At 71.8% G+C, this 18,635-nt stretch carries 14 protein-coding genes; 1 reads left to right on the top strand and 13 read right to left on the bottom strand.

Annotated features, from left to right (window positions below):
- Window positions 1-6: 6 nt before the first annotated feature.
- The 12 genes from asnB to IEY91_RS08035 all read right to left on the bottom strand — a co-directional run bounded on the left by asnB (window position 7) and on the right by IEY91_RS08035 (window position 16,199).
- Window positions 7-1,941, bottom strand: a complete 1,935-nt coding sequence (gene asnB / locus IEY91_RS08090; protein ID WP_189173391.1) for an asparagine synthase (glutamine-hydrolyzing) — start codon at window positions 1,939-1,941, stop codon at window positions 7-9.
- Window positions 1,942-1,944: 3 nt separating this feature from the next.
- Window positions 1,945-3,495, bottom strand: coding sequence for a Wzz/FepE/Etk N-terminal domain-containing protein (locus tag IEY91_RS08085; protein WP_189173390.1), 1,551 nt, complete (start codon window positions 3,493-3,495; stop codon window positions 1,945-1,947).
- Window positions 3,492-4,892 carry a Wzz/FepE/Etk N-terminal domain-containing protein gene (locus IEY91_RS08080; RefSeq protein ID WP_189173389.1) on the bottom strand — a complete coding sequence of 467 codons (1,401 nt, stop codon included), beginning with the start codon at window positions 4,890-4,892 and terminating at the stop codon, window positions 3,492-3,494. The genes IEY91_RS08085 and IEY91_RS08080 overlap by 4 nt, the downstream gene beginning before the upstream one ends.
- Window positions 4,889-6,157, bottom strand: coding sequence for a glycosyltransferase family 4 protein (locus tag IEY91_RS08075; protein WP_189173388.1), 1,269 nt, complete (start codon window positions 6,155-6,157; stop codon window positions 4,889-4,891). Before IEY91_RS08075 ends, IEY91_RS08080 begins: the two co-directional genes overlap by 4 nt.
- The gene (locus IEY91_RS08070) at window positions 6,147-7,463 is read right to left on the bottom strand and encodes a nucleotide sugar dehydrogenase (protein WP_189173387.1); all 1,317 of its coding nucleotides are present in this window, start codon (window positions 7,461-7,463) and stop codon (window positions 6,147-6,149) included. Before IEY91_RS08070 ends, IEY91_RS08075 begins: the two co-directional genes overlap by 11 nt.
- A 76-nt stretch (window positions 7,464-7,539) precedes the next feature.
- Window positions 7,540-9,018 carry a sugar transferase gene (locus IEY91_RS08065; RefSeq protein ID WP_164319125.1) on the bottom strand — a complete coding sequence of 493 codons (1,479 nt, stop codon included), beginning with the start codon at window positions 9,016-9,018 and terminating at the stop codon, window positions 7,540-7,542.
- 534 nt (window positions 9,019-9,552) lie between these two features.
- Complete coding sequence (locus tag IEY91_RS08060) at window positions 9,553-10,728, bottom strand: LCP family protein (protein WP_229696784.1); 1,176 nt, start codon at window positions 10,726-10,728, stop codon at window positions 9,553-9,555.
- A 2-nt stretch (window positions 10,729-10,730) separates the two neighbouring features.
- Window positions 10,731-12,827, bottom strand: a complete 2,097-nt coding sequence (locus tag IEY91_RS08055) for a bifunctional polysaccharide deacetylase/glycosyltransferase family 2 protein (protein WP_189173386.1) — start codon at window positions 12,825-12,827, stop codon at window positions 10,731-10,733.
- A complete protein-coding gene (locus IEY91_RS08050; RefSeq protein WP_164319132.1) occupies window positions 12,824-13,162 on the bottom strand; it encodes a hypothetical protein in 339 nt (112 codons plus the stop codon). The genes IEY91_RS08055 and IEY91_RS08050 overlap by 4 nt, the downstream gene beginning before the upstream one ends.
- A 230-nt stretch (window positions 13,163-13,392) precedes the next feature.
- Entirely contained in the window at window positions 13,393-14,295 is a 903-nt protein-coding gene (locus IEY91_RS08045; protein WP_189173385.1) for a LysR family transcriptional regulator, read from the bottom strand.
- 38 nt (window positions 14,296-14,333) lie between these two features.
- A complete protein-coding gene (locus tag IEY91_RS08040) occupies window positions 14,334-15,572 on the bottom strand; it encodes an MFS transporter (RefSeq protein ID WP_189173384.1) in 1,239 nt (412 codons plus the stop codon).
- Between the two features lie 219 nt (window positions 15,573-15,791).
- Complete coding sequence (locus tag IEY91_RS08035; RefSeq protein WP_189173383.1) at window positions 15,792-16,199, bottom strand: hypothetical protein; 408 nt, start codon at window positions 16,197-16,199, stop codon at window positions 15,792-15,794.
- Window positions 16,200-16,444: 245 nt separating this feature from the next.
- Between IEY91_RS08035 and IEY91_RS08030 the strand changes: the two genes are divergently transcribed.
- Complete coding sequence (locus IEY91_RS08030; RefSeq protein ID WP_189173382.1) at window positions 16,445-17,461, top strand: helix-turn-helix domain-containing protein; 1,017 nt, start codon at window positions 16,445-16,447, stop codon at window positions 17,459-17,461.
- A gap of 5 nt (window positions 17,462-17,466) precedes the next feature.
- Here the strand turns inward: IEY91_RS08030 and IEY91_RS08025 are convergent, their stop codons facing one another.
- Window positions 17,467-18,624: a hypothetical protein gene (locus tag IEY91_RS08025; RefSeq protein ID WP_189173381.1), complete on the bottom strand. Its 1,158-nt coding sequence runs from the start codon at window positions 18,622-18,624 to the stop codon at window positions 17,467-17,469.
- Between the last annotated feature and the right edge of the window lie 11 nt (window positions 18,625-18,635).

Raw genomic sequence — 18,635 nt, 5'->3', positions numbered from 1 at the left:
TTGTTCCTACGCCGTCAAGCGGGTGCTCTGACCGGAGCCAGAGGTCGCGCCGCGATACCAGTACTCGAGAGTCAGCACATGCCAGAGGTGCTTGGAGAAGTCCCGCTGCCCCGCGGCGTCCTCGGCGACCATGCGCGCGAGCGCGTCACGGCGAAGGAGACCGGAGTTGACGAGCACGCCGTCGTTGACCACCTCGCGCACCAGCGGCGCGAGGTCCCGGCTCATCCAGGCCCGCAGCGGGGCGCTGAACAGGCCCTTGGGCCGGTACACGATCTCCTTGGGCAGGATCGAGGTGGCCGCCTCCTTGAGCACGGCCTTGCCCTGCCGTCCGACGATCTTGCGGTCGCCGGGCACCGCGAACGCCGCCCTGACCACCTCGACGTCCACGTACGGCACCCGCACCTCGGTCGACGCGGCCATGCTGGAGCGGTCCGTGTACGCGAGGTTCAGGCCCGGCAGGAACATCCGGGCGTCGCCCAGGCACATGCGGTTGACGAAGTCGTCGAGGTCGTTGTCCTCGTAGATGTCCGCGTGCTCGGTCAGCACGTCGTCGACCGTCCCGGCCAGGTCGGGATCGACGAGGGCGAGCAGTTCCTCCTGGTCGTACATGGTGTAGCTGCGCCGGAACGCGGTCTCCTCCGGCAGCTCGGCGAAGGAGAGGAACCGCTTCGCGAACCGCACCGACCGGTACCCGCGGCGGGCCGTGGCGACCGGCAGCCGGTCCACCGTCGCGGAGAGGCCGCGCCGCAGCGGCCGCGGGACGCGCTGGTAGCGCAGCGCGAGCGTGTTGGCCAGGTGCTTGCGGTAGCCGGCGAACAGCTCGTCGGCGCCCATCCCCGAGAGCATCACCTTGACCCCGGCCTCCCGGGCGGCCTGGCAGATCAGGAAGGTGTTGATCGCGGCGGGGTCGCCGATCGGCTCGTCCAGGTGGTACGTCATCTCCGGCAGCAGGTCGAGTACGTTCGGCGCGATCTCGATCTCGTGCAGGTCGACGCCGAACCGCTCGGCCACCTGCCGGGCGTAGCGCAGGTCGTCGGGCATCGCCTCGAACTTGGCGTCCTCGGCGCGGAACCCGATCGTGTAGGCGGAGATCCCGGGCCGGTCGCGGGCCGCGAGGGCGGTCAGGTAGCTGGAGTCGAGGCCGCCGGAGAGGAAGGTCGCCACGGGGACATCGGAGAGCAGGTGGCGCCGGGTCGACTCCTCGACGATCGCGGCGAGGTCCGGCCGCTCACCGCTGCGGGCCCGCTCCCGGCCCTCGGTGGCGACGTCCCTCAGGTTCCAGTACTGCCCGCGCTCCACCCGGCCGTCGGGCCGGCACCGCAGCCAGCTCCCCGGCGGCAGCTTCTCCGCCTCGCGGAAGGCGCACCGCGTGTCCGGCACCCAGTAGTACAGCAGCGAGGCCACCAGCGCCCCGTGGTCCACCTCGAGGGACCCGCCGGTGGCGGCGGCGAGCGCCTTCAGCTCGGAGGCGAACACCAGACCCGCGCCGCGCCGGAGCAGGAACAGCGGCTTGATGCCCAACTGGTCGCGGGCGAGCACCAGTTCACCGGTGCGTTCGTCGAAGATCCCGAACGCGAACATGCCGCGCAGCCGGGGCAGACAGTCCGTGCCCCAGCGCCGCCAGGCCTCAAGCACCACCTCGGTGTCGGAGGTGCCGCGGAAGCGCACCCCGGCCGCCGCCAACTCGGCACGCAGTTCGGGCGCGTTGTACAGCTCGCCGTTGTACGTCAGGACGAGGCCGTCGGAGACCATCGGCTGGGCGCCGGTCTCGGACAGGTCGATGATGGCCAACCGGCGGTGCCCGAGGTGCACTTCGCCGTCACCGGCGGAGTGGCTGTACCGTCCCGCCCCGTCCGGACCGCGGTGGGCGAGGGTCTCGGTGAGCCGGTCGGTCACGACCTTCCCGTCCGGCCATCGGTAGGTGCCTGCTATGCCACACACGTCTTACCGCGCCTCCTGGTCGGTGTCCGGGACTCGTACGGCCCGTGACGGCCGCTCCGCCGGCAGTTGGCCCATTCCGTTCTGCCGGGCCAGCCGCTCGCTGTGCCCCCGCAGCGCGATGTGCTGCCCGTCCCACAGCGTGCCGTCGGTGCGGTCACGCCGATCGGGGTCGATCAGCACCACGCCGATCACCGGAACGCACTGGTCCGCGAGCTGCCGCGCCACGGTGTGCAGCCACGCGGCGCTGCCGTGCCCGGCACGCACGACCAGGACGGTCTGGCCGCCGAGGTACTGGAGGTCGGTCCAGGCAGTGCCGGGCGCGACCGAGCCGACGCCGAGCCGACGCACGTGACGCGGCACGGACTCGGCACGCTCGCCGCTGACGACGTCCGGGTCCCCCGGCTGCCGACGGCTGTTGGCGAGCTGCGGCCCCGGCAGACCGTCGACGACGACCACCGGACCCTCCGCAGCCAGTGCCCTTGCGACGTTCAGGGCGATCTCGCTCGTGCCGCGCGCGCAGCCCAGTTCGAGCAGCGACACCGGTTCCGTGGAGCCGCGCACGACGCGGGCCAGGGTCGTGGTGAGCCGTTCGCGTGCCGCGCCGTCCCGTCGGCGCCGCCACAGCCTGAGCGACAGGCGGCGCGCGCGGCGCAGCTCCGCGATGACCGAGGCGCCCAGGTGCACCGCGATGTCCCGGCGCAGCACGGGGCGGTCCGCCACCACCGCGCCGACCGCGGCCACCGCGAGGCCGAGGACGAGCCCGAGGGCGAACCCGATCCCGGCGTCGGTGACGGCCGCCTTGGGCAGGGAGTGCTTCACCGCGCGCGGGGCGTCCACGATCTGCGTCCCCGCGATGAGCTTGGGCGTGCCGACGCGCGCCTCCTCGGCGCGCTGGTCGAAGTCGGCGATCCGCGAGTTGAGTTCGGCCCGGCGGGCGAAGAGCGACTCGATGCTCGCCGCCTCCTTCGGGTCGCTCTCCGGCGAGCGGCCTCCGATCGCCTCGTTGACCTTGGCGAGCTCGTCCCGCATGCGGTCGCGCTGGTCGCGCAGGGCCTTGGACTCGGCCTTCGCGGCTTCCCGCATCCGCTTCACGTGGTCGGCGACGAAGGCGTCGGCCAGCGCCTTGGCCCGGGCCACCGCGTCCGCGTCGGTCTCACCTGTCACATCGATCTGCAGCAGGTTGTTGGTCAGGCCGGTGCCCCGGTAGTCCGCCATGAAGTCCTCGGGTTTTTCCGGGGACTTGAGGGTCCGCAGGGCGCGTTCGGCGATCCGCGTGGTCTTCAGCAGCTCCACGTCGGTGCGGATCAGCGTTCCGGTGTCGTTCGGCTGGTCCTCCTGGTGCGCGACGAGGACCTTGGTCGCCGCGGTGGGCGGCGGCGGCATCAGGACCGCGAACGCCGCGCCGAGCAGCAGCCCGACGAGTGCCAGGGCGCCCCAGAGGCGGCGGCGTCTGCGCACCGACACCACCAGCGCGTGCAGGTCGAAGAGCGGAGTGGCGGCCGAGGACTCGGACGTCTTGTGCGTTGTCTTGTGCGTTGGCTTGTCCGTAGTCACACTGCACCTCCCCTGGCGTCGGCGCCGACCGCGACCGTCGGCGTGGCGCCCTCCGCGGGCCGGTCGGCGGTCCGCGCCGGGCGGGCCCGGACCTGGCCGGCGAGGACGATGCCGACGACCTCGTGTCTCGCGTCCGCGCACGCCTCGGCGATCCCGGCGAGCTCTGCCGCGGTCCAACTGCCCGCGCTGAGCACGACCAGGGCACCGGTTTCGGTGCCGCGGTCCGGCACCAGCGGCCGGGACACCGGGACCTCCACCACCCGCAGCGCGGGGTATCCCCTGCCCGAAGAGCCCGGGTCGCTCTTCGCCTCGGTGACGAGCTGCCCGGCGGCCCTGCGGCCGATCTCGTCGCCGTCCGGTACGACGACGAGCAGCCGTCGCGGGCCCGGCACCTTCTCCCGGAGGCGGGCGCACACCCGTTGGTAGCGGACCCGTCTGTCGGCCTCGTCGCCGGACATCCGGGGGGTCGGTACGTCCCACCGGGTGTCGACGCCGAGGATCCTGCGGATCCGGGCCCGCGAGCCACCGCCTTCCGGCCGGTGCGCGGACCGTTCTCCGGGCACGTCGACGCTGCCGAGGAGCGCCGAGCCAAGGGCCGCGGCGATCTCCGGCTCGGTGCGAAGGCGGCGGCTCGCCCGTGCGGCGGCGAGATGGCCGATGACCGCGAACAGGAAGAACAACAGCGCCCCCGCGGCGATGAGTTGCGTCCTCGTCGGCGGTGCCTCGCCGGTCGGCCGGACCGCGGGACCCATCACGACCATGTTGGCCTTGTTGGACGCCGGGTCGGCCTCGTCCAGCTTCTTCATGGCCTCCTGCAGCGAGGTGCGCAGCTTCTCCAGCTCGGTGCGGGCCTGCACGCTCTCCACGGTCTGCCCCGGATCGGCCGCGTTGGCCAGGTCGGTGATGCGGCGGTTGGTCTGCGCGACCTTCTCCCGCAGCGTCTCCGACCCCCCTGACCCCGACGCCGCGTCGGGGTCGGTGTCCTCGCCCGCGAGCCGCGCGGCGAAGGTGACGAATTGCTTGGCCACCTGGTCGGAGAGCTTCTGTGCGCGCTCCGGTGATTCGGCCGTGCCCGAGATCTTGATGATGTTCCCGTCGGCGGCCTTGGCGCTCACCTGGTCCCGCAGCTCGCTGCCGCTGACACCGCTCCAGTCGAGCGCGCCGGCCGCGCGGTCGACGACCGCCGAGCTGGACGCGATCTCTGCCTGCGTCAGCAGCTCGCGCTCCTCCCACTGCCCCGCGAGCAGTACGGAAGTCGACGTCGTGTAGCTCGGCGGGAACAGCAGAGAGGCGCCGTACCCAAAAATCGCGCCCGTCACCGCGACGATGGCGAGAAGCCGCCAACGCCGGCGGAAGATCCGCCCGATCGTGACCAGGCGTATTGCTTCTTCACTCAACTGCGCTGCCTCTTCTTCCCTGTACGGTCCTGGGCGCCCGCCGGCGCCGGGGTGCGGCCGCGGCAGGCGGCGGCGTAGGCGGCGAGCAGGGACTCCTGCGAGTTCCGCCACGAGAGCTGCCCGCTGATCCGCTCCTGGCCGACCTTGCCCATCCGGGCCCGCTCCTCCGGGTCGTCGAGCAGCAGCGCGACGAGCCGGGCGAACTCGGCCTCGTCGTTGGCGGGCGCGTACACGGCGGCGTCACCGGCGGAGACGCGCGCCTCCCGGAGGTCGAACGAGACGATCGGCCGGCCCATCGCCATGTACTCGAGGACCTTGTTCATGGTCGACACGTCGTTGAGCGGATTGCGCGGGTCGGGCGAGAGGCACACGTCCGCGGTGGACAGGTAGCGCACCAGGTCGGCGTCCGGAACGCGCCCGGTGAACTGCACCTGTTCCGAGAGCCCGAGCTCCCGGGACAGCTCCACCATCGCGTCGAAGGCGTCGCCGGAGCCGACGAACACCGCGTGCCAGTCTGTCCGCCCGAGCTCGTCGCGCAGCTTCGCGAGGGCCCGCAGGGCGTAGTCGACGCCGTCCTGCGGCCCCATCACGCCCAGATAGCACAGCAGATGGGGCTTGCCGCGCTTCAACTCCGGCTCGGGCGGCACCGGTTGGAACCGCTCGACCGCGGGCGCGCTGCGCACCACGAAGACGTCCTCGGGTCTCTTGCCGCCACGGCTCACCGCGACGTCCCGGTAGCTCTCGTTCGTGGCGATCACGATGTCCGCAGCCTGGTAGGTCAGCCGTTCGACGGCGCACACGGCGCGGTAGAGCAGGTCCTTGCCGCGGTCGAAGCGGGAGAGGTACAGCTCGGGCACCAGGTCGTGCTGGTCGAAGACGAACCGCGCGCCGCGCCGCGTCAGCCACCGCGCGGGCAGGAACAGCAGGTCCGGCGGGTTGCAGGCGTGCACGACGTGGACCGGGCCGACCTTGCGGGCGAGCCGGTACGTGTGCCACAGGGCCGTGCCGTACTCCTTCAGGTAGCCGGCCGGGCCGCCGGTGGCCGCGCGCAGCGGGTAGCGGTGGATCCGCACCCCGTCGATCTCCGCCTCCGGCTCCGTGTCCCGCTTCTCCCCGCGGGGGCAGATGACGTGCACCTTCCAGCCCGCGTCACGCAGTGTCGTGCACTCCTGCCACACCCGCCGGTCGAAGGGCACCGACAGGTTCTCCACCAGGATCAGCGCGCGCCGTTCCGGCCGGTCGCTGCCTTTCGCATTACCAAGCAAGGCCCATGTACCCCGGTTCGGCCCGGCGCGCCTCGGCGTCGGGAAGGCGGATGAGATCGATCAGGACGGGTCCTTCGCCATGCGGAAGCGCCGCGAGGACGGCCGGATCCTTGGTGCCGACCAGGCACACCTCGGCGTGCTCGATCACCTCGTCGACGGAGTCCGCGAGGAGCTGCGCGAGGTGCGGAAGGCGGGTCTCGATGTACTCGCGGTTCGCGCCCATCAGCCGGGAGAGGCTCACGTTGGCGTCGTGGATCTTCAGTTCGTAGCCCTTGCCGAAGAGCCGCTCCGCCAGCTCGACGAGCGGGCTCTCGCGGAGGTCGTCGGTGCCGGGCTTGAAGGACAGGCCGAACAGGCCGACGCGGCGCTTGCCGGTGCGCTCGACCAGGTCCACCGCGCGCTGCAGATGGTCGGAGTTGGAGGGCAGCACATGGGCGAGAATGGGCACCGAGACGTCGGCCCGCTGCGCCGCGTGCACCAGGCTGCGCAGGTCCTTGGGCAGGCAGGAGCCGCCGAAGGCGAAGCCGGGCCGCAGGTAGGCGGAGCTGATGTTCAGCTTGCGGTCGGCGAGGAACACGTCCATCACCTGGTGCGAGTCGACGCCTAGAGCCTGGCACACCGCGCCCAGTTCGTTCGCGAAGCCGATCTTGAGGCCGTGGAACGCGTTGTCCGCGTACTTGATCGCCTCGGCCGCCGGGACCGGCACCCGGAACACCTCGCCGGGCAGGCCCTCGTACAGCGCCGCCACCACGTCGCCGCTCTCCGCGTCGAGTTGGCCGATGACGGTCTTGGGCGGGTCGAAGAAGTCCCGCACGCTCGTGCCCTCGCGCAGGAACTCCGGGTTGACCGCGACCCCGAAGTCCACCCCGGCCGTGCCGCCCGCGTGCTTCTCCAGGATCGGCACGAGCAGGTTCAGGCAGGTGCCCGGGAGCATGGTGCTGCGGAACACGACGGTCTGCCGCCCGCCCCGCTCGGCCACCGCGGCACCGATCTCCTCGGTGACCCGCTCCAAGTACGTGGTGCACAGGCTGCCGTTGGGCGCCGACGGCGTGCCCACACAGATCAGCGAGACCTCGCTGCCCATGATCGCCTCGCGGACGTCGGTGGTGGCGCGCAGCGCCCCGGACCGCACGACCTCGGCGGTGAGCTCACCGATCCGCTCCTCGACCACGGGGGCCTTGCCGTCGTTGACCAGGTCGACCTTCACCTGGTTGACGTCCACGCCGATGACCTCGTGGCCCATGCTGGCCAGGCACGCGGCCGACACGCAGCCCACGTAGCCGAGCCCTAAGACGCTTACTCTCATATCCCGTTCCTCCCCCCGGGCACGCCCTTGCGGCCTGCCTTCCGTGCGCCGGCCGGCAGCCGACGCCCCCCTCGCATCAGTAGGCCCCCTGGCCCTGGAGCACCGCGCGCAGCGTCTTCCACAAGATCACCGTGTCCAGGGCGAGCGACCAGTCCTCCACGTACCGCAGGTCGAGACGGACCGCCTCCTCCCACGGCAGGTCGCTGCGTCCGCTGATCTGCCACAGGCCGGTGAGCCCCGGCTTGACCAGCAACCGCCGCCGGATGTCAGGGCCGTAGGCGGCGGACTCCTCCGGCAGCGGAGGCCGCGGGCCGACGAGCGACATCGATCCGGTGAGTACGTTGAAAAGCTGCGGGAGCTCGTCGAGCGAGTACCGGCGAAGCACCGTTCCCACCCGGGTCACCCGCGGATCCCTGCGGAGCTTGAACAGCAGGCCCGCGCCCTCGTTGCGGTCGGCCAGCTCGGCGCGTACCCCGTCGGCACCGGCGACCATGGTGCGGAACTTGACGATGGTGAACTCGCGGCCGTCCTTGCCGACCCGGCGCTGGCGGTAGAACGCCCCGCCCCTGCTGTCCAGCAGGACGAGCAGCGCGACGAGCACCATCAGCGGTGCGAACAGCAGCAGCAGGAACGCCGCGCCCATCCGGTCGACGACGCCTTTGACCGCCCGGCGGCCCCCGGTGAAGATCGGCATGCTGACCCGCAGGAGCGGTATCCCGAGCACCGCGTCGACGTGCAGCCGCGGCCCCGCCACTTCCATGAGCACCGGTGCCACGACCATCTCGGCGTCGCTGCCCTCCAGGTTCCAGGCGAGGCGCTGCAGCCGGTCCGGTGACCAGTGCGGGTCCGGTGTGACCGCGACGACGCGGTAGCCGTCGCGGCAGACGTGGCTGGCGACGTCCGAAAGGGGGCCGACGACCGGCACTCCGTCGAGGTGGTCACCGTCGAGCCCGAGACCGTCCGGTGTGCACACCGCCTCCACATGCCAGCCCAGGTGCGGGTACCTGCGGACCCGGGTGATCAGGTCGCGCAAGGTGGCGGTGCTCCCGGCGGCGAGCACCGGTCTCAGGCACCGGCCTTCCTTGCGCTGTTTGTGCAGCCACAGGCGCAGCAGATAGCGCGCGGTCATGGTGACGAGCGCGATCGCCGGGATCGCGACGAAGATCCAGAGTTTGATGTTGCGCGAGGTCAGGGCGATCCCGCCGAGCGCGAGCACGACGGCCGCCATGAACAGTGAGCGTCCGAGCCGACGGAATTCCTCGGCTCCCTGGCCGAGTACGGCCGGAGCCCATGACCGGCTCACCGCGAGCGCGCCGAGCACCAGGAGTTCGGTGCCGAAGGCGAGAAACGCCCAGTTCTCATGCCAGTTGGCCGCGTCCCTGACCCCGAAGAAGCCGCCGATCGCCGCCACCACGAAGGCGGTGGCCACGGTGTCGCTGGTGATGACGGAGCGGCGGTAGCGCTGCTCCCAGTCGATTGCCGGCTGGTTGATCGTCCCGTTCGTCAGACGCCCGGGCGCCGACGGAAACGGGTTGACTAATTCCCCCTGCTGCACAGGACCCCCCAGGTCTGCAGTGGTTCGACGTGCTCGCCCAACACCCGGGAGGCACCCCCGCCCCCCGCGCCGCGCTGTTCCCCCTCGGGAGGCACCCGCCCCCCACGCATGACATCCCGGCGCTTTTCAGCGCTGCTTGAACAACCCACCCTCACGGCAACGGACTTGACGCCCTGCCAGACATCCGAGGTGTGCGAGAACCCGTCTGCCTCGGGTGCTCCCCACACCCAAGGCCCCCTCTCGGGCCCAAAGATCATTAATGGTCGTCTCGTGACCGACCAGCTGAAGCACGGTCAATCTAGACCATCGAGGCCAGCGTGTAGAGGGGATGTGTGCAACTTGTGGTCAAGCTTTGAGAACCTCGCAACCGACCGGTAACCGCCTACGGCCGCCTCGACGCCGAGGGCGTGCCGTGTGACCTGTGCGGATGGGAGTGCGAAGGTCCGCCGACCGGGCCCGGACAGATTCCGCTTACCGCCGGACTTCCCTCCTTGAACAGGCACACGGCCCTCGAATTCGACGGTCGCACGGCTTTCAACGACCGTGCGCACGACGGGACTTCCCCGTCTCCGTCACCGGCCGGTCGTGCCGCAGGTCGTCGAAGAGCCGGGCCGACCGCTTCGCATCCCACTTCAGTACGTTGCCCTTCGGCGTGGGAACACCGAAACCGGACACGGGCACATTGATCTGCTTGCCCTTGCCTCCCGCTACGCCCTGCACGGCGCGGAACATCCTGCCGAGGTCGCGCAGGCTCATGTCCTTGTCGACGATGAGCGTGTCGAGGCCGGCCTCCATGGCCGGACCGATCTCCGTCGGGTCGAAGAGCGTGCCGGGCCGGGCGGCCTGGTGGGCGAGGGTCGACAGGAACTTCTGCTGGTTCCGCGAGCGGCCCAGGTCGCCCTCCCGCTCCTGGTGCCGCTGACGGACGAAGGCGAGCGCCTGCTTGCCGTTCAGGGACTGGCAGCCCTTGCGCAGGTCGGCGCCCGACTTCTCGTCCTTGATGTCCCGGTCCAGACACATGCGTACGCCGCCGATGGCGTCGACGATGTTCACGAACCCGGCGAAGCCGATCTCCGCGTAGTGGTCGATGCGCAGCCCGGTGTTCTTCTCGACCGTGTGGACGAGGAGTTCGGGGCCGCCGTAGGAGAAGGCGGCGTTCAGCTTGTCGCCCTCGGGCCGCTTGGTCTTGCCCGTCGTCGTGTCGAGGCGGCCGGGCACGGTGACCCAGGAGTCGCGCGGCAGGCTGACCATGCTGGTGCCGTTGGCCCCGGTGTGCAGCAGCATCATCGAGTCGGTGCGCCGCCCGCCTCCGCCGCCCGCGCGCAGGTCCTTCACATCGTCCTCGGAGAGCCCGTCGCGGCTGTCCGAGCCCACGATGAGGTAGTTGGTGCCCTCGCCGGGCGGCGGGCGGTCGCCGTACGCGCCGAGATCGACGTCACGGTTGAGCCGGGTCTCGGCCCAGCCGTACACGCCGCCCGCCGCGACGACCACGACGGCCAGCAGGACGAGCACCGCCCGCCACAGCCGCTTTCGCTTCTTCTTCGCCTGCCGGGCGTGGGCGCGCCGGGGTCCGTAGCGGGAGCTGGGGCGCTCGGTGAACCGCTCGAACCGCTCGCGCGCGGCGGAATCGTCCGGGGCCGGGGCAGGGGCCGGGTCTGGAGCCGCGATGGCCAACTCCGGTCCTCTCATGGCCGATTCCGGTTCCGTCATGGTCAACTCCCTTGCAGGCTCTGCCGCGCCTCTTCGGGCGGCGCTTCCAGCAGATACGGATCGGCGGTCCCGGTGCGCTTCATGCTGTGCCACTTCAGCCGGGTGCCGAGCAGCGCCGTCGTCACGGAGTGGATGACCACCAGGTACATCAACTGCCGGTAGACGAACTGCTGGAGCGGAAGCACCCACAGCACGCGCAGCCGTTCACGGTCGAGCCGCAGCGCGTACGCGGCGGTGACCAACTGGACGGACAGGAACCCGAACCAGACGAGGGCCGCCTCCACCGGATCCCGGAACAGCGCCCCGAACAGGGCGAACATGTCGACGACCGGTGCGCACAGCGGCAGCACGATCTGGAACAGCGTGACGTAGAGCAGCACACGACGGCCGAAGCGTCCGGCGGGGCCGACCTCCACCACCGCCCGCCGGTGCTTCCACATCGCCTGGAGGGTGCCGTAGCACCAGCGGTAGCGCTGCCGCCACAACTGCCGCACGGTGCTGGGCACTTCGGTCCAGGCGACCGCCGACTCCTCGTAGACGACGCGCCAGCCGGCCCGCCAGAGCGCCATCGTGAGGTCGGTGTCCTCGGCGAGGGTCTCGTCGCTGACGCCGCCGACGCCCATCAGCGCGTCCCTGCGGAAGGCGCCGATCGCCCCCGGCACCGTCGGCATGCACTCCAGGACCTCGAACATCCGCCGGTCGAGGTTGAAGCCGAGCACGTACTCCAGGTGCTGCCATTTGCCCATCAGGCTGCGCCGGTTGCCGACCTTGGTGTTGCCGCTGACCGCGCCGACGGCCGGGTGGGCAAGCGGCTGGACGAGGCGGGCGAGCGCCTCGGGTTCGAAGATGGTGTCCGCGTCGACCATCACGACGATGTCGTAACGGGCGTGCGCCAGACCGGTGTTGAGGGCGCTCGGCTTGCCGCCGTTGGGCTGCCGGATCACCGTCACCCGCGGGTCGGCGTCGGCGACGGACTCGGCGATGTCGGCGGTGGCGTCGGTCGAGCCGTCGTCGATGACGATGACCTGGAAGTGCGGGTGGGTGGAGGCGAGCAGTGAGTAGACGGTGGCGGCGATGCCCGCCTCTTCGTTGTACGCGGGCACCAGGACCGTGACCGGGTCCCGCACCTCGCGAAGGCGTGGCGCGCCGGGCCGGTAGCGGCGCAACCTGCGCACGTGGAGCCGGGCGAACAGCGCGAACAGGAGCATCCGCAGGACGCCGAGGACGCCCGCGAGGGTCAGCGTCCACACCATCACGGTGAGGAAGGTGCGCCCGAGCCGCTGCGTCCAGATCAGGCCCTCGCCCTTGATCTCCTGGGCGAGGGGGACCTGTGCGACGAAGGAGGGGCGGCCGAGCCCGCCGCTGACGGTGGTGAACCGCTTCACCCTGCGGTCCCGCAGCAGATCCTCCGCTTCGTGGTAGCCCAGGTCGGTCTGGCTGTGCTGCGTGACCACTCCGCGCCACGGCTTGCGGGCCTTGCGGTCGGAGGCGACGACCAGGTACCCCTGCTCCGCCGCGCGCTTCGCGGCCGGCCACTGGGGGCCGCAGAGCGTGTCGGCGGCCGTGGTGTGCGGCAGCCGGAGCAGCGTCGTGTTGACGCCCGCCGCACCCGCGAGGGCGCTCTGGGTGAGCGACAGTTCCAGCTTCGCGCGCAGCGGCGACGCGACGCCGAAGTCGCCTCCGCTGTACGTGTACGAGCCGATCTCGTGGCCCTCGTGCAGGATCCGCCGCGTCAGCTCCGGGTGCCGGGCCGCGTCCTTCCCGTAGACGAAGAAGGTCGCCCGCGCGTGGTGCCTGCGCAGCAGGTCGAGCAGGCGCGGCGTCCACACCGGGTCGGGCCCGCCGTCGAAGGTGAGCGCGGCGGTCCCCGGCGGCATGCCCGCGGTGGCGACGCCCTTCGGGCCGAACGTCAGCAGCGGCTTGCCGTCGTCCGCCTCGCGCGGGATCGGCCGGGTGCACGGCGGCTTGGTGCGCGCGGCGTCGACCTGGTGGGTCGTCCAGCCCTCGAAGAGGAGGGCGACGGCGACCACGAGGAGAACGAGCAGGAGGACGAGCCAGTGTCCGCGCGGCGGGCGGCGGACAGCGGCGCGCGGGCTCACTGCCTCGGGCCTCCGGCCGACGGGGCGGATCTGTCGGTGTCCGGGCGGTCGGCAGGCGCGGGACCGTTCGTACTCGGCGGACGCGTGCCGACGGGCTCCCGGAGTCCGCTGACCACCGCGCCGACGAACAGCAGATACCCGACGCAGGCACAGCCCACGAGCAGCGCCACGCCTTGCAGCGTCCGCCTGCGCAGGCCCGACTCGTCGATGAAGACGGGCAGTCGGGGCTCGGCGGCCCGAGGTCGCCGCGCCGGGTGCTGCTCCCCGCGGGCAGGGGGTACGGGCGACCATCGCCCGTCGTGCGGTGTGCTGGCTATGTGGGGGGTGCCCTGCACTGGTGCTCCTGATCTGCGGCCGCGCACGCGCGGCTCTTTGTATGTGGGGGGTGCGGGCCCGGGGGTCCGCCGTGCTGCCCGTGAGACGTCAGGAACCGCATCCCGGTGCCCGGCGCGTACGGAGTTCCCGTACGCGCGCATGTGCCGCGCCCTTCCCGGGTGGGGCCGGGAAGGCCACGTACGCATCCGCCCTCATCAGGGCCACAGGACCGGTGTGCGGCCGTCGGCCGTCACGCAGCCACCGACCCTACTCGGGCACCCGGGTGGCACGGCAAGGCCGGTCCCTCGCCGGTCCGGTCCTGGCGGAGGACCCGGCCCAGGGTCGCGGCGTGGGGGTGGGGGGCGGCGCGGGGGTGGGCGTAGGTGAGGACGGCGGGCGGGGCGCCGGTGAGCGGGACGTACAGGATGTCCGGGTCCGGGTGCTGCTCGGCCACCGACACCGGGAGCACGCCGACACCGCGGCGGGCGGCGACGGCGTGGAGGTACTCCTCGATGTTGGAGGTCTCCGCGCCGATCTCGGGGGCGGCCCCGGCCGGCCAGTCCCGCGGGGAGAGCGTGCCGCTGACGGTGTTGACGACGAGACAGCGGTGCCCGAGGTCGCGCCAGGTGACGCGGTCGCGCACGGCGAGGGTGGATCTCCGGGAGATCGCCGCGATGCGCGGCTCGCGCAGGATCTCGGTGGTGATCAGGCGCGGATCGCTGACGGTCCCCCAGAGCAGGGCCGCGTCGACGGCGCCGTCGCGCAGTCCGGCGGTGCGGTCGTCCCTGCGCACGGTCCGTACGGGGACGAGGTGCCGCTCCTCCAGCGTGGCAAGGGCCTGGCGGCCGCGCCGGAGGGGGAAGCCCCAGGCGTAGCCGAGGCGCAGCGTGGACTGCGGCTCGGCGGGCCGGAGCGCGGATTCCAGTCGGGGCAGCAGGACTTGGAGCTCGGCTCGCAGGCGGTGCCCCTCCGCGGTGAGGCGGGGGTGGCGGGTGCTGCGGTCCACCAGTGCCTGGCCGAGCACGCCCTCCAGACGCTGGATGTGCCGGCTGAGGGTGGGCTGGGAGATGCCGAGACGGTCGGCGGCCCAGGTGAAGTGCTGTTCCTCGGCCAGGGTGAGAAAGCACCGCAGATGCTGCAAACCGATGTCCATGGGGGCCAATTCTAGTCAGCGGTGGCTGTCTTCCCAGGTCAGGGGGTTGTGGCGGTGGGCTCCGTGGTGACGGCGCCCTCCGATGTGGTGGCGTCCGCCCCTCGCCTGACGGCTCCGCGCACCACGGTCAGGTGCAGCACGAGGGCGACCACCGTGAGCGCGCCCGTGTAGTACGGCAGCGCGGCCGGGGTGGCGCCCAGGCCCAGGACGACGCCGCCGAGCGCGGACCCGATACCGCTGCCGAGGTAGACGGCGGAGCTGTTGAGCGAGACGGCGATGGTGGGCTGCTCCGGCTGGGCCGCGATGAGCTGGTGCTGCTGCGGCACCTGTACGGCCCATCCGGCCGCGCCCCAGATCACGAGCGGGACGACCGCCCAGGCCGCGGCGGCGTGCGCGGCGGCGGGCAGGACCAACTGGCTGGCCACGATGAGCACCAGGACGCAGGTGACCGCGGTGAAGGGACGCCGGGTCCGGTCCACGACGGGCCCGATGAGGAGGCTGCCGACGATGCCTCCCGCGCCCCAGGCCCACATGGCCCAGACCGTCTGATCGGTGTGCGCGGCGTCGACGAGGAACTCGGCGAGGTAGGTGTACAGACCGAGGCTGGCGATGCCGCCCAGCAGCGAGACGGTGACGATGCCCGCGATCCGGCCACCGGCGAGGGCGCGCACCCGCCGCCCCAGCGGAGGCGGCGGACTCACCTCGATCTTCGGCAGCCGCACGATGCCGACCAGGGCGACCACGCCGAGGGCGGTGATCAGCCACAGCGTGCCGCGCCACCCGATGTGCGAGGCGAGGAGCATGCCGACGGGGACGCCGATGACGGTGCCGATGCTCAGTCCGCCCATGACGGTGGCGAGCGCGCGGCCGCGCCGCTCCGGAGTGGTGAGGCCCGCTGCCGTGGCGGCGGCGATGGGTGAGTACACACCGGCGCCGACGCCTGCCACCGCGCGGGAGACCAACAGGACCCACAGCGTGGGCGCGAGGGCGGTGAGCGCGTTGCCGACCGTGAAGACCAGCAGCGCCACACCGAGCACCACCTTCGCCGACCGCTTGGCCAGCAGCGTGGCGAAAATTGGCCCGCCCAGTGCGTAGCAGAGCGTGAAGACGGTGACCATCTGTCCGGCCGACGACGCCGAGACGTGCAGGTCCTCCGAGACGTGGGGCAGCAGTCCGGCCATCACATAGGCGTCCACGCCGAGCGCGAACGTGCCGAGCGCGAGGAGCGGAATGAATTTCCCTCGACCGTCATGTGCCTTCGAGTGATTCTCGCGCATTCCCCCACCTTGCGTGCAGCATGTGCCCTTGATCGCACATGACTTGTAGACGCAGGAATTACATACAGGGGGAATTTCTCCCGCAAGCCGGTCTTCTGCATCTCTTATGCAGCCTCTGTATGCCTACTGGTCATGGCAATTGACGGCGATCCATGAGATGCCGGTCACACGGCCGAGACCGGACAGAGCGCCGGCTCTGTCCGGTCTCCGGAACCCGCATCAGGCGGCGTCGACGGCCTGAGTGATCTTGCGGGCCATCTCCGCGAGGGCGGGGCTGGGCTGGGCGTTGCGGGTCTGGGCGGCGGCCTCGACGGCGACGGCGACGGTGCTGCGGAAGTTGTCGGCCTCGGCGAGGTCCTGCTTCTTCAGCAACTCCATGGCGGCCGTGAGCGCGGGCAGCACCTCGTCGGCGATCTCCGCCGTGGACTTGCCGTTGAGCTTCATGCCCTTGGGCTTCTCGGCAAGCACGTGACCGACCTGGCCGGTAGCCGAATACAGGGCGAAGCTGCCGTTGGTGGCGGCCCGGTGGGGCGAGTGGGCGACGGCGGCGTAAGCCATCAGGTACACGGCGCCGTGGGCGGCGGTCTGAAGGGTGAGCTTGTCCTGGTTGTTAAGGGTGATAGCCATGATGATGTCTGCTCCTCAAGAAGCTGCATTGGTACGGGATGGAAAGGCGGTCCCGCCGAGCCGTTCTTGGCCCGGCCGAACTTGGTACGCCTCTAAGGTCGCGCCCGTCCCTGACACCGACCTGTCACGCCCCCGCCGCGCCCCTGCCACGCCCCGACCCCGGCCCCGCCACGGCCCCGGCACGGTACGTAACCTTGTGCGTCAGGCCCACGGGCGGCTCGACGTGGTGATGAGGGAGGCGAGCGATGCGGCGCAAGGACGTCGTCGCCGTGCTGCTGTTCAGCGGCGGGCCGATCTTCGAGAGCTCGATTCCGCTCTCCGTGTTCGGAGTCGACCGCCAGGACGCCGGGGTCCCCCGGTACCGCCTGCTGGTCTGCGCCGGAGAGAAGGGCCCGCTGCGGTCGACGGGAGCGATCGAACTCACCGCGCCCCACGGCCTGGAGGCCCTCGCGCGGGCGGGCACCGTGATCGTGCCGGCCTGGCGGTCGATCACCTCGCCCCCACCGGAGGACGCCCTCGACGCGCTGCGCCACGCACACGAGGAGGGCGCCCGCGTCGTCGGCCTGTGCACCGGCGCCTTCGCCCTGGCCGCCGCCGGACTGCTCGACGGCAGGCCCGCCACGACACACTGGATGTACGCGCCCACGCTGGCCAACCGCCATCCCTCGGTACACGTCGCGCCACGCGAACTCTTCGTGGACGACGGGGACGTACTGACATCCGCGGGCACCGCCGCGGACATCGACCTGTGCCTGCACATCGTGCGCACCGACCACGGCAGTGAGGCCGCGGGCGCCATCGCCCGCAGGCTCGTCGTGCCGCCGCAAAGGCCGGGCGGGCAGGAGCGGTACCTGGGCCAGTCGCTGCCCGAGGAGATCGGCGCCGATCCACTGGCCGAGGTGGTCGCCTGGGCGCTGGCGCATCTGCACCAGCAGTTCGACGTGGAGACGCTGGCCGCGCGGGCCTACATGAGCAGGCGCACCTTCGACCGCAGGTTCCGCTCGCTCACCGGCAGCCCACCGCTGCAGTGGCTGATCACCCAGCGGGTGCTGCAGGCCCAGCGCCTCCTGGAGACGTCGGAGTACTCGGTGGACGAGATCGCGGGCCGCTGCGGCTTCACCTCACCGGTCGCGCTGCGCGGACACTTCCGCAGCCAGCTCGGCTCCTCCCCCGCCGCGTACCGGACCGCCTACCGCGCCCGCAGACCACGGAGCGAGCCCATGGCCGAGCGGGACGATCCGACCGACGTCTTCGTGAGGTAGCCGCCCTACTTGTTGGGGTCCCTGAAGCGCCCGAACGCCTTCGTGAACGCCTTCAGCGGGGAGCCCTCCCCCTTGTCCGAGCCCGACCCCGGCGCCGCCGAGCGGGGCGCCCCGTCCCCGCCGGTCACCTCGGCGAGCGCGGCCCGCGCCGCCTCGGCCGCCTCGCGGTACAGGTCACGGGACTTCGTCATGGCGTCGAGCGCCTCGGCGTACTTGGTGACCATGCCCTGGGCGTGGGACAGCTCCTCGTCGGGGGTGAGCAGGTGCCAGCCCTGGCGCAGCCGCGTCAGGGCCCGCTCCGCCTCCTCCGGCAGCGGGCGCGGCAGCGCGGCGAACTCCTTGATGCGGTCGAGGAGTTCGGCCGGTTCCGTGCCGTCCAGGAAGACGCTGCGTACGGTGAAGCGCTCCGCGTCGTACTCCGCGCCCCGCGGCTCCGTGGGCAGGATGACGGCGCCGCCGCGCGGCATCCGCACGCTCAGCTCCCGCTTCATCGCGAAGTCGGCGATCTGCGCCTGCTCCGGCGTGCCCCGGTGCTCGACGACCCGGTGCCGCAGGCTCGGCGGCAGGAACTCCGCGACCGGCCGCTGCCCCGCCGCGTCCGGTGTCATCGCCTCGTGCACCACGACGTGGACGAACCAGCTCTGCCGGGTGCAGTCCCGCAGCAGGCGGCGCAGTTCGTCGTCGTCCTTCGGCAGGTGGTTCGTCGACCGCAGGCGCACGCCCGGCACGGTGTCGTGGTCCCAGGGGACCATGTCGCTGTCGGGCCAGAACATGGTGGCGGGCGAGGGCCACTGCGCGTCCCAGGCCCGCTCGGCCTCGGCGGCGAGGACCCAGGTGACGCCCTCGCCGTCCTTGCGGCGGCCCTCGGGGTCGTACGTCGTCAGCTGCGCGCGCACCGTGATGTCGTCGGCCGCGTGCCAGCGGGCCTCGAAGACGCGGCGGGCCGAGGGGCCGGGGTCGGCGGACTCGTCGCGCGGGTGCAGGACGGTGCCGCGGGCGGCCTCGACGGGGTCGAGGTCCAGGAAGTCGTCGAGCACCCCGGCCGCCTTGAGGGCGATCAGGTTGCGCCGGACGTCCTGCTCGGGCTCGGGCCCGGGGTGGCGCCCGCGCGCCAGCCACGCGGTGTCGGGGGCGGTGGTCGGGGAGCTGCTGTTTTTGGCCATGGAGTCTTCTG

Source organism: Streptomyces lasiicapitis (assembly GCF_014646335.1).
Classification (GTDB): Bacteria; Actinomycetota; Actinomycetes; order Streptomycetales; family Streptomycetaceae; genus Streptomyces; species Streptomyces lasiicapitis.
Note: the sequence above shows the minus strand (reverse complement) of the source record. Positions and strands in the feature narration are given on the sequence as shown.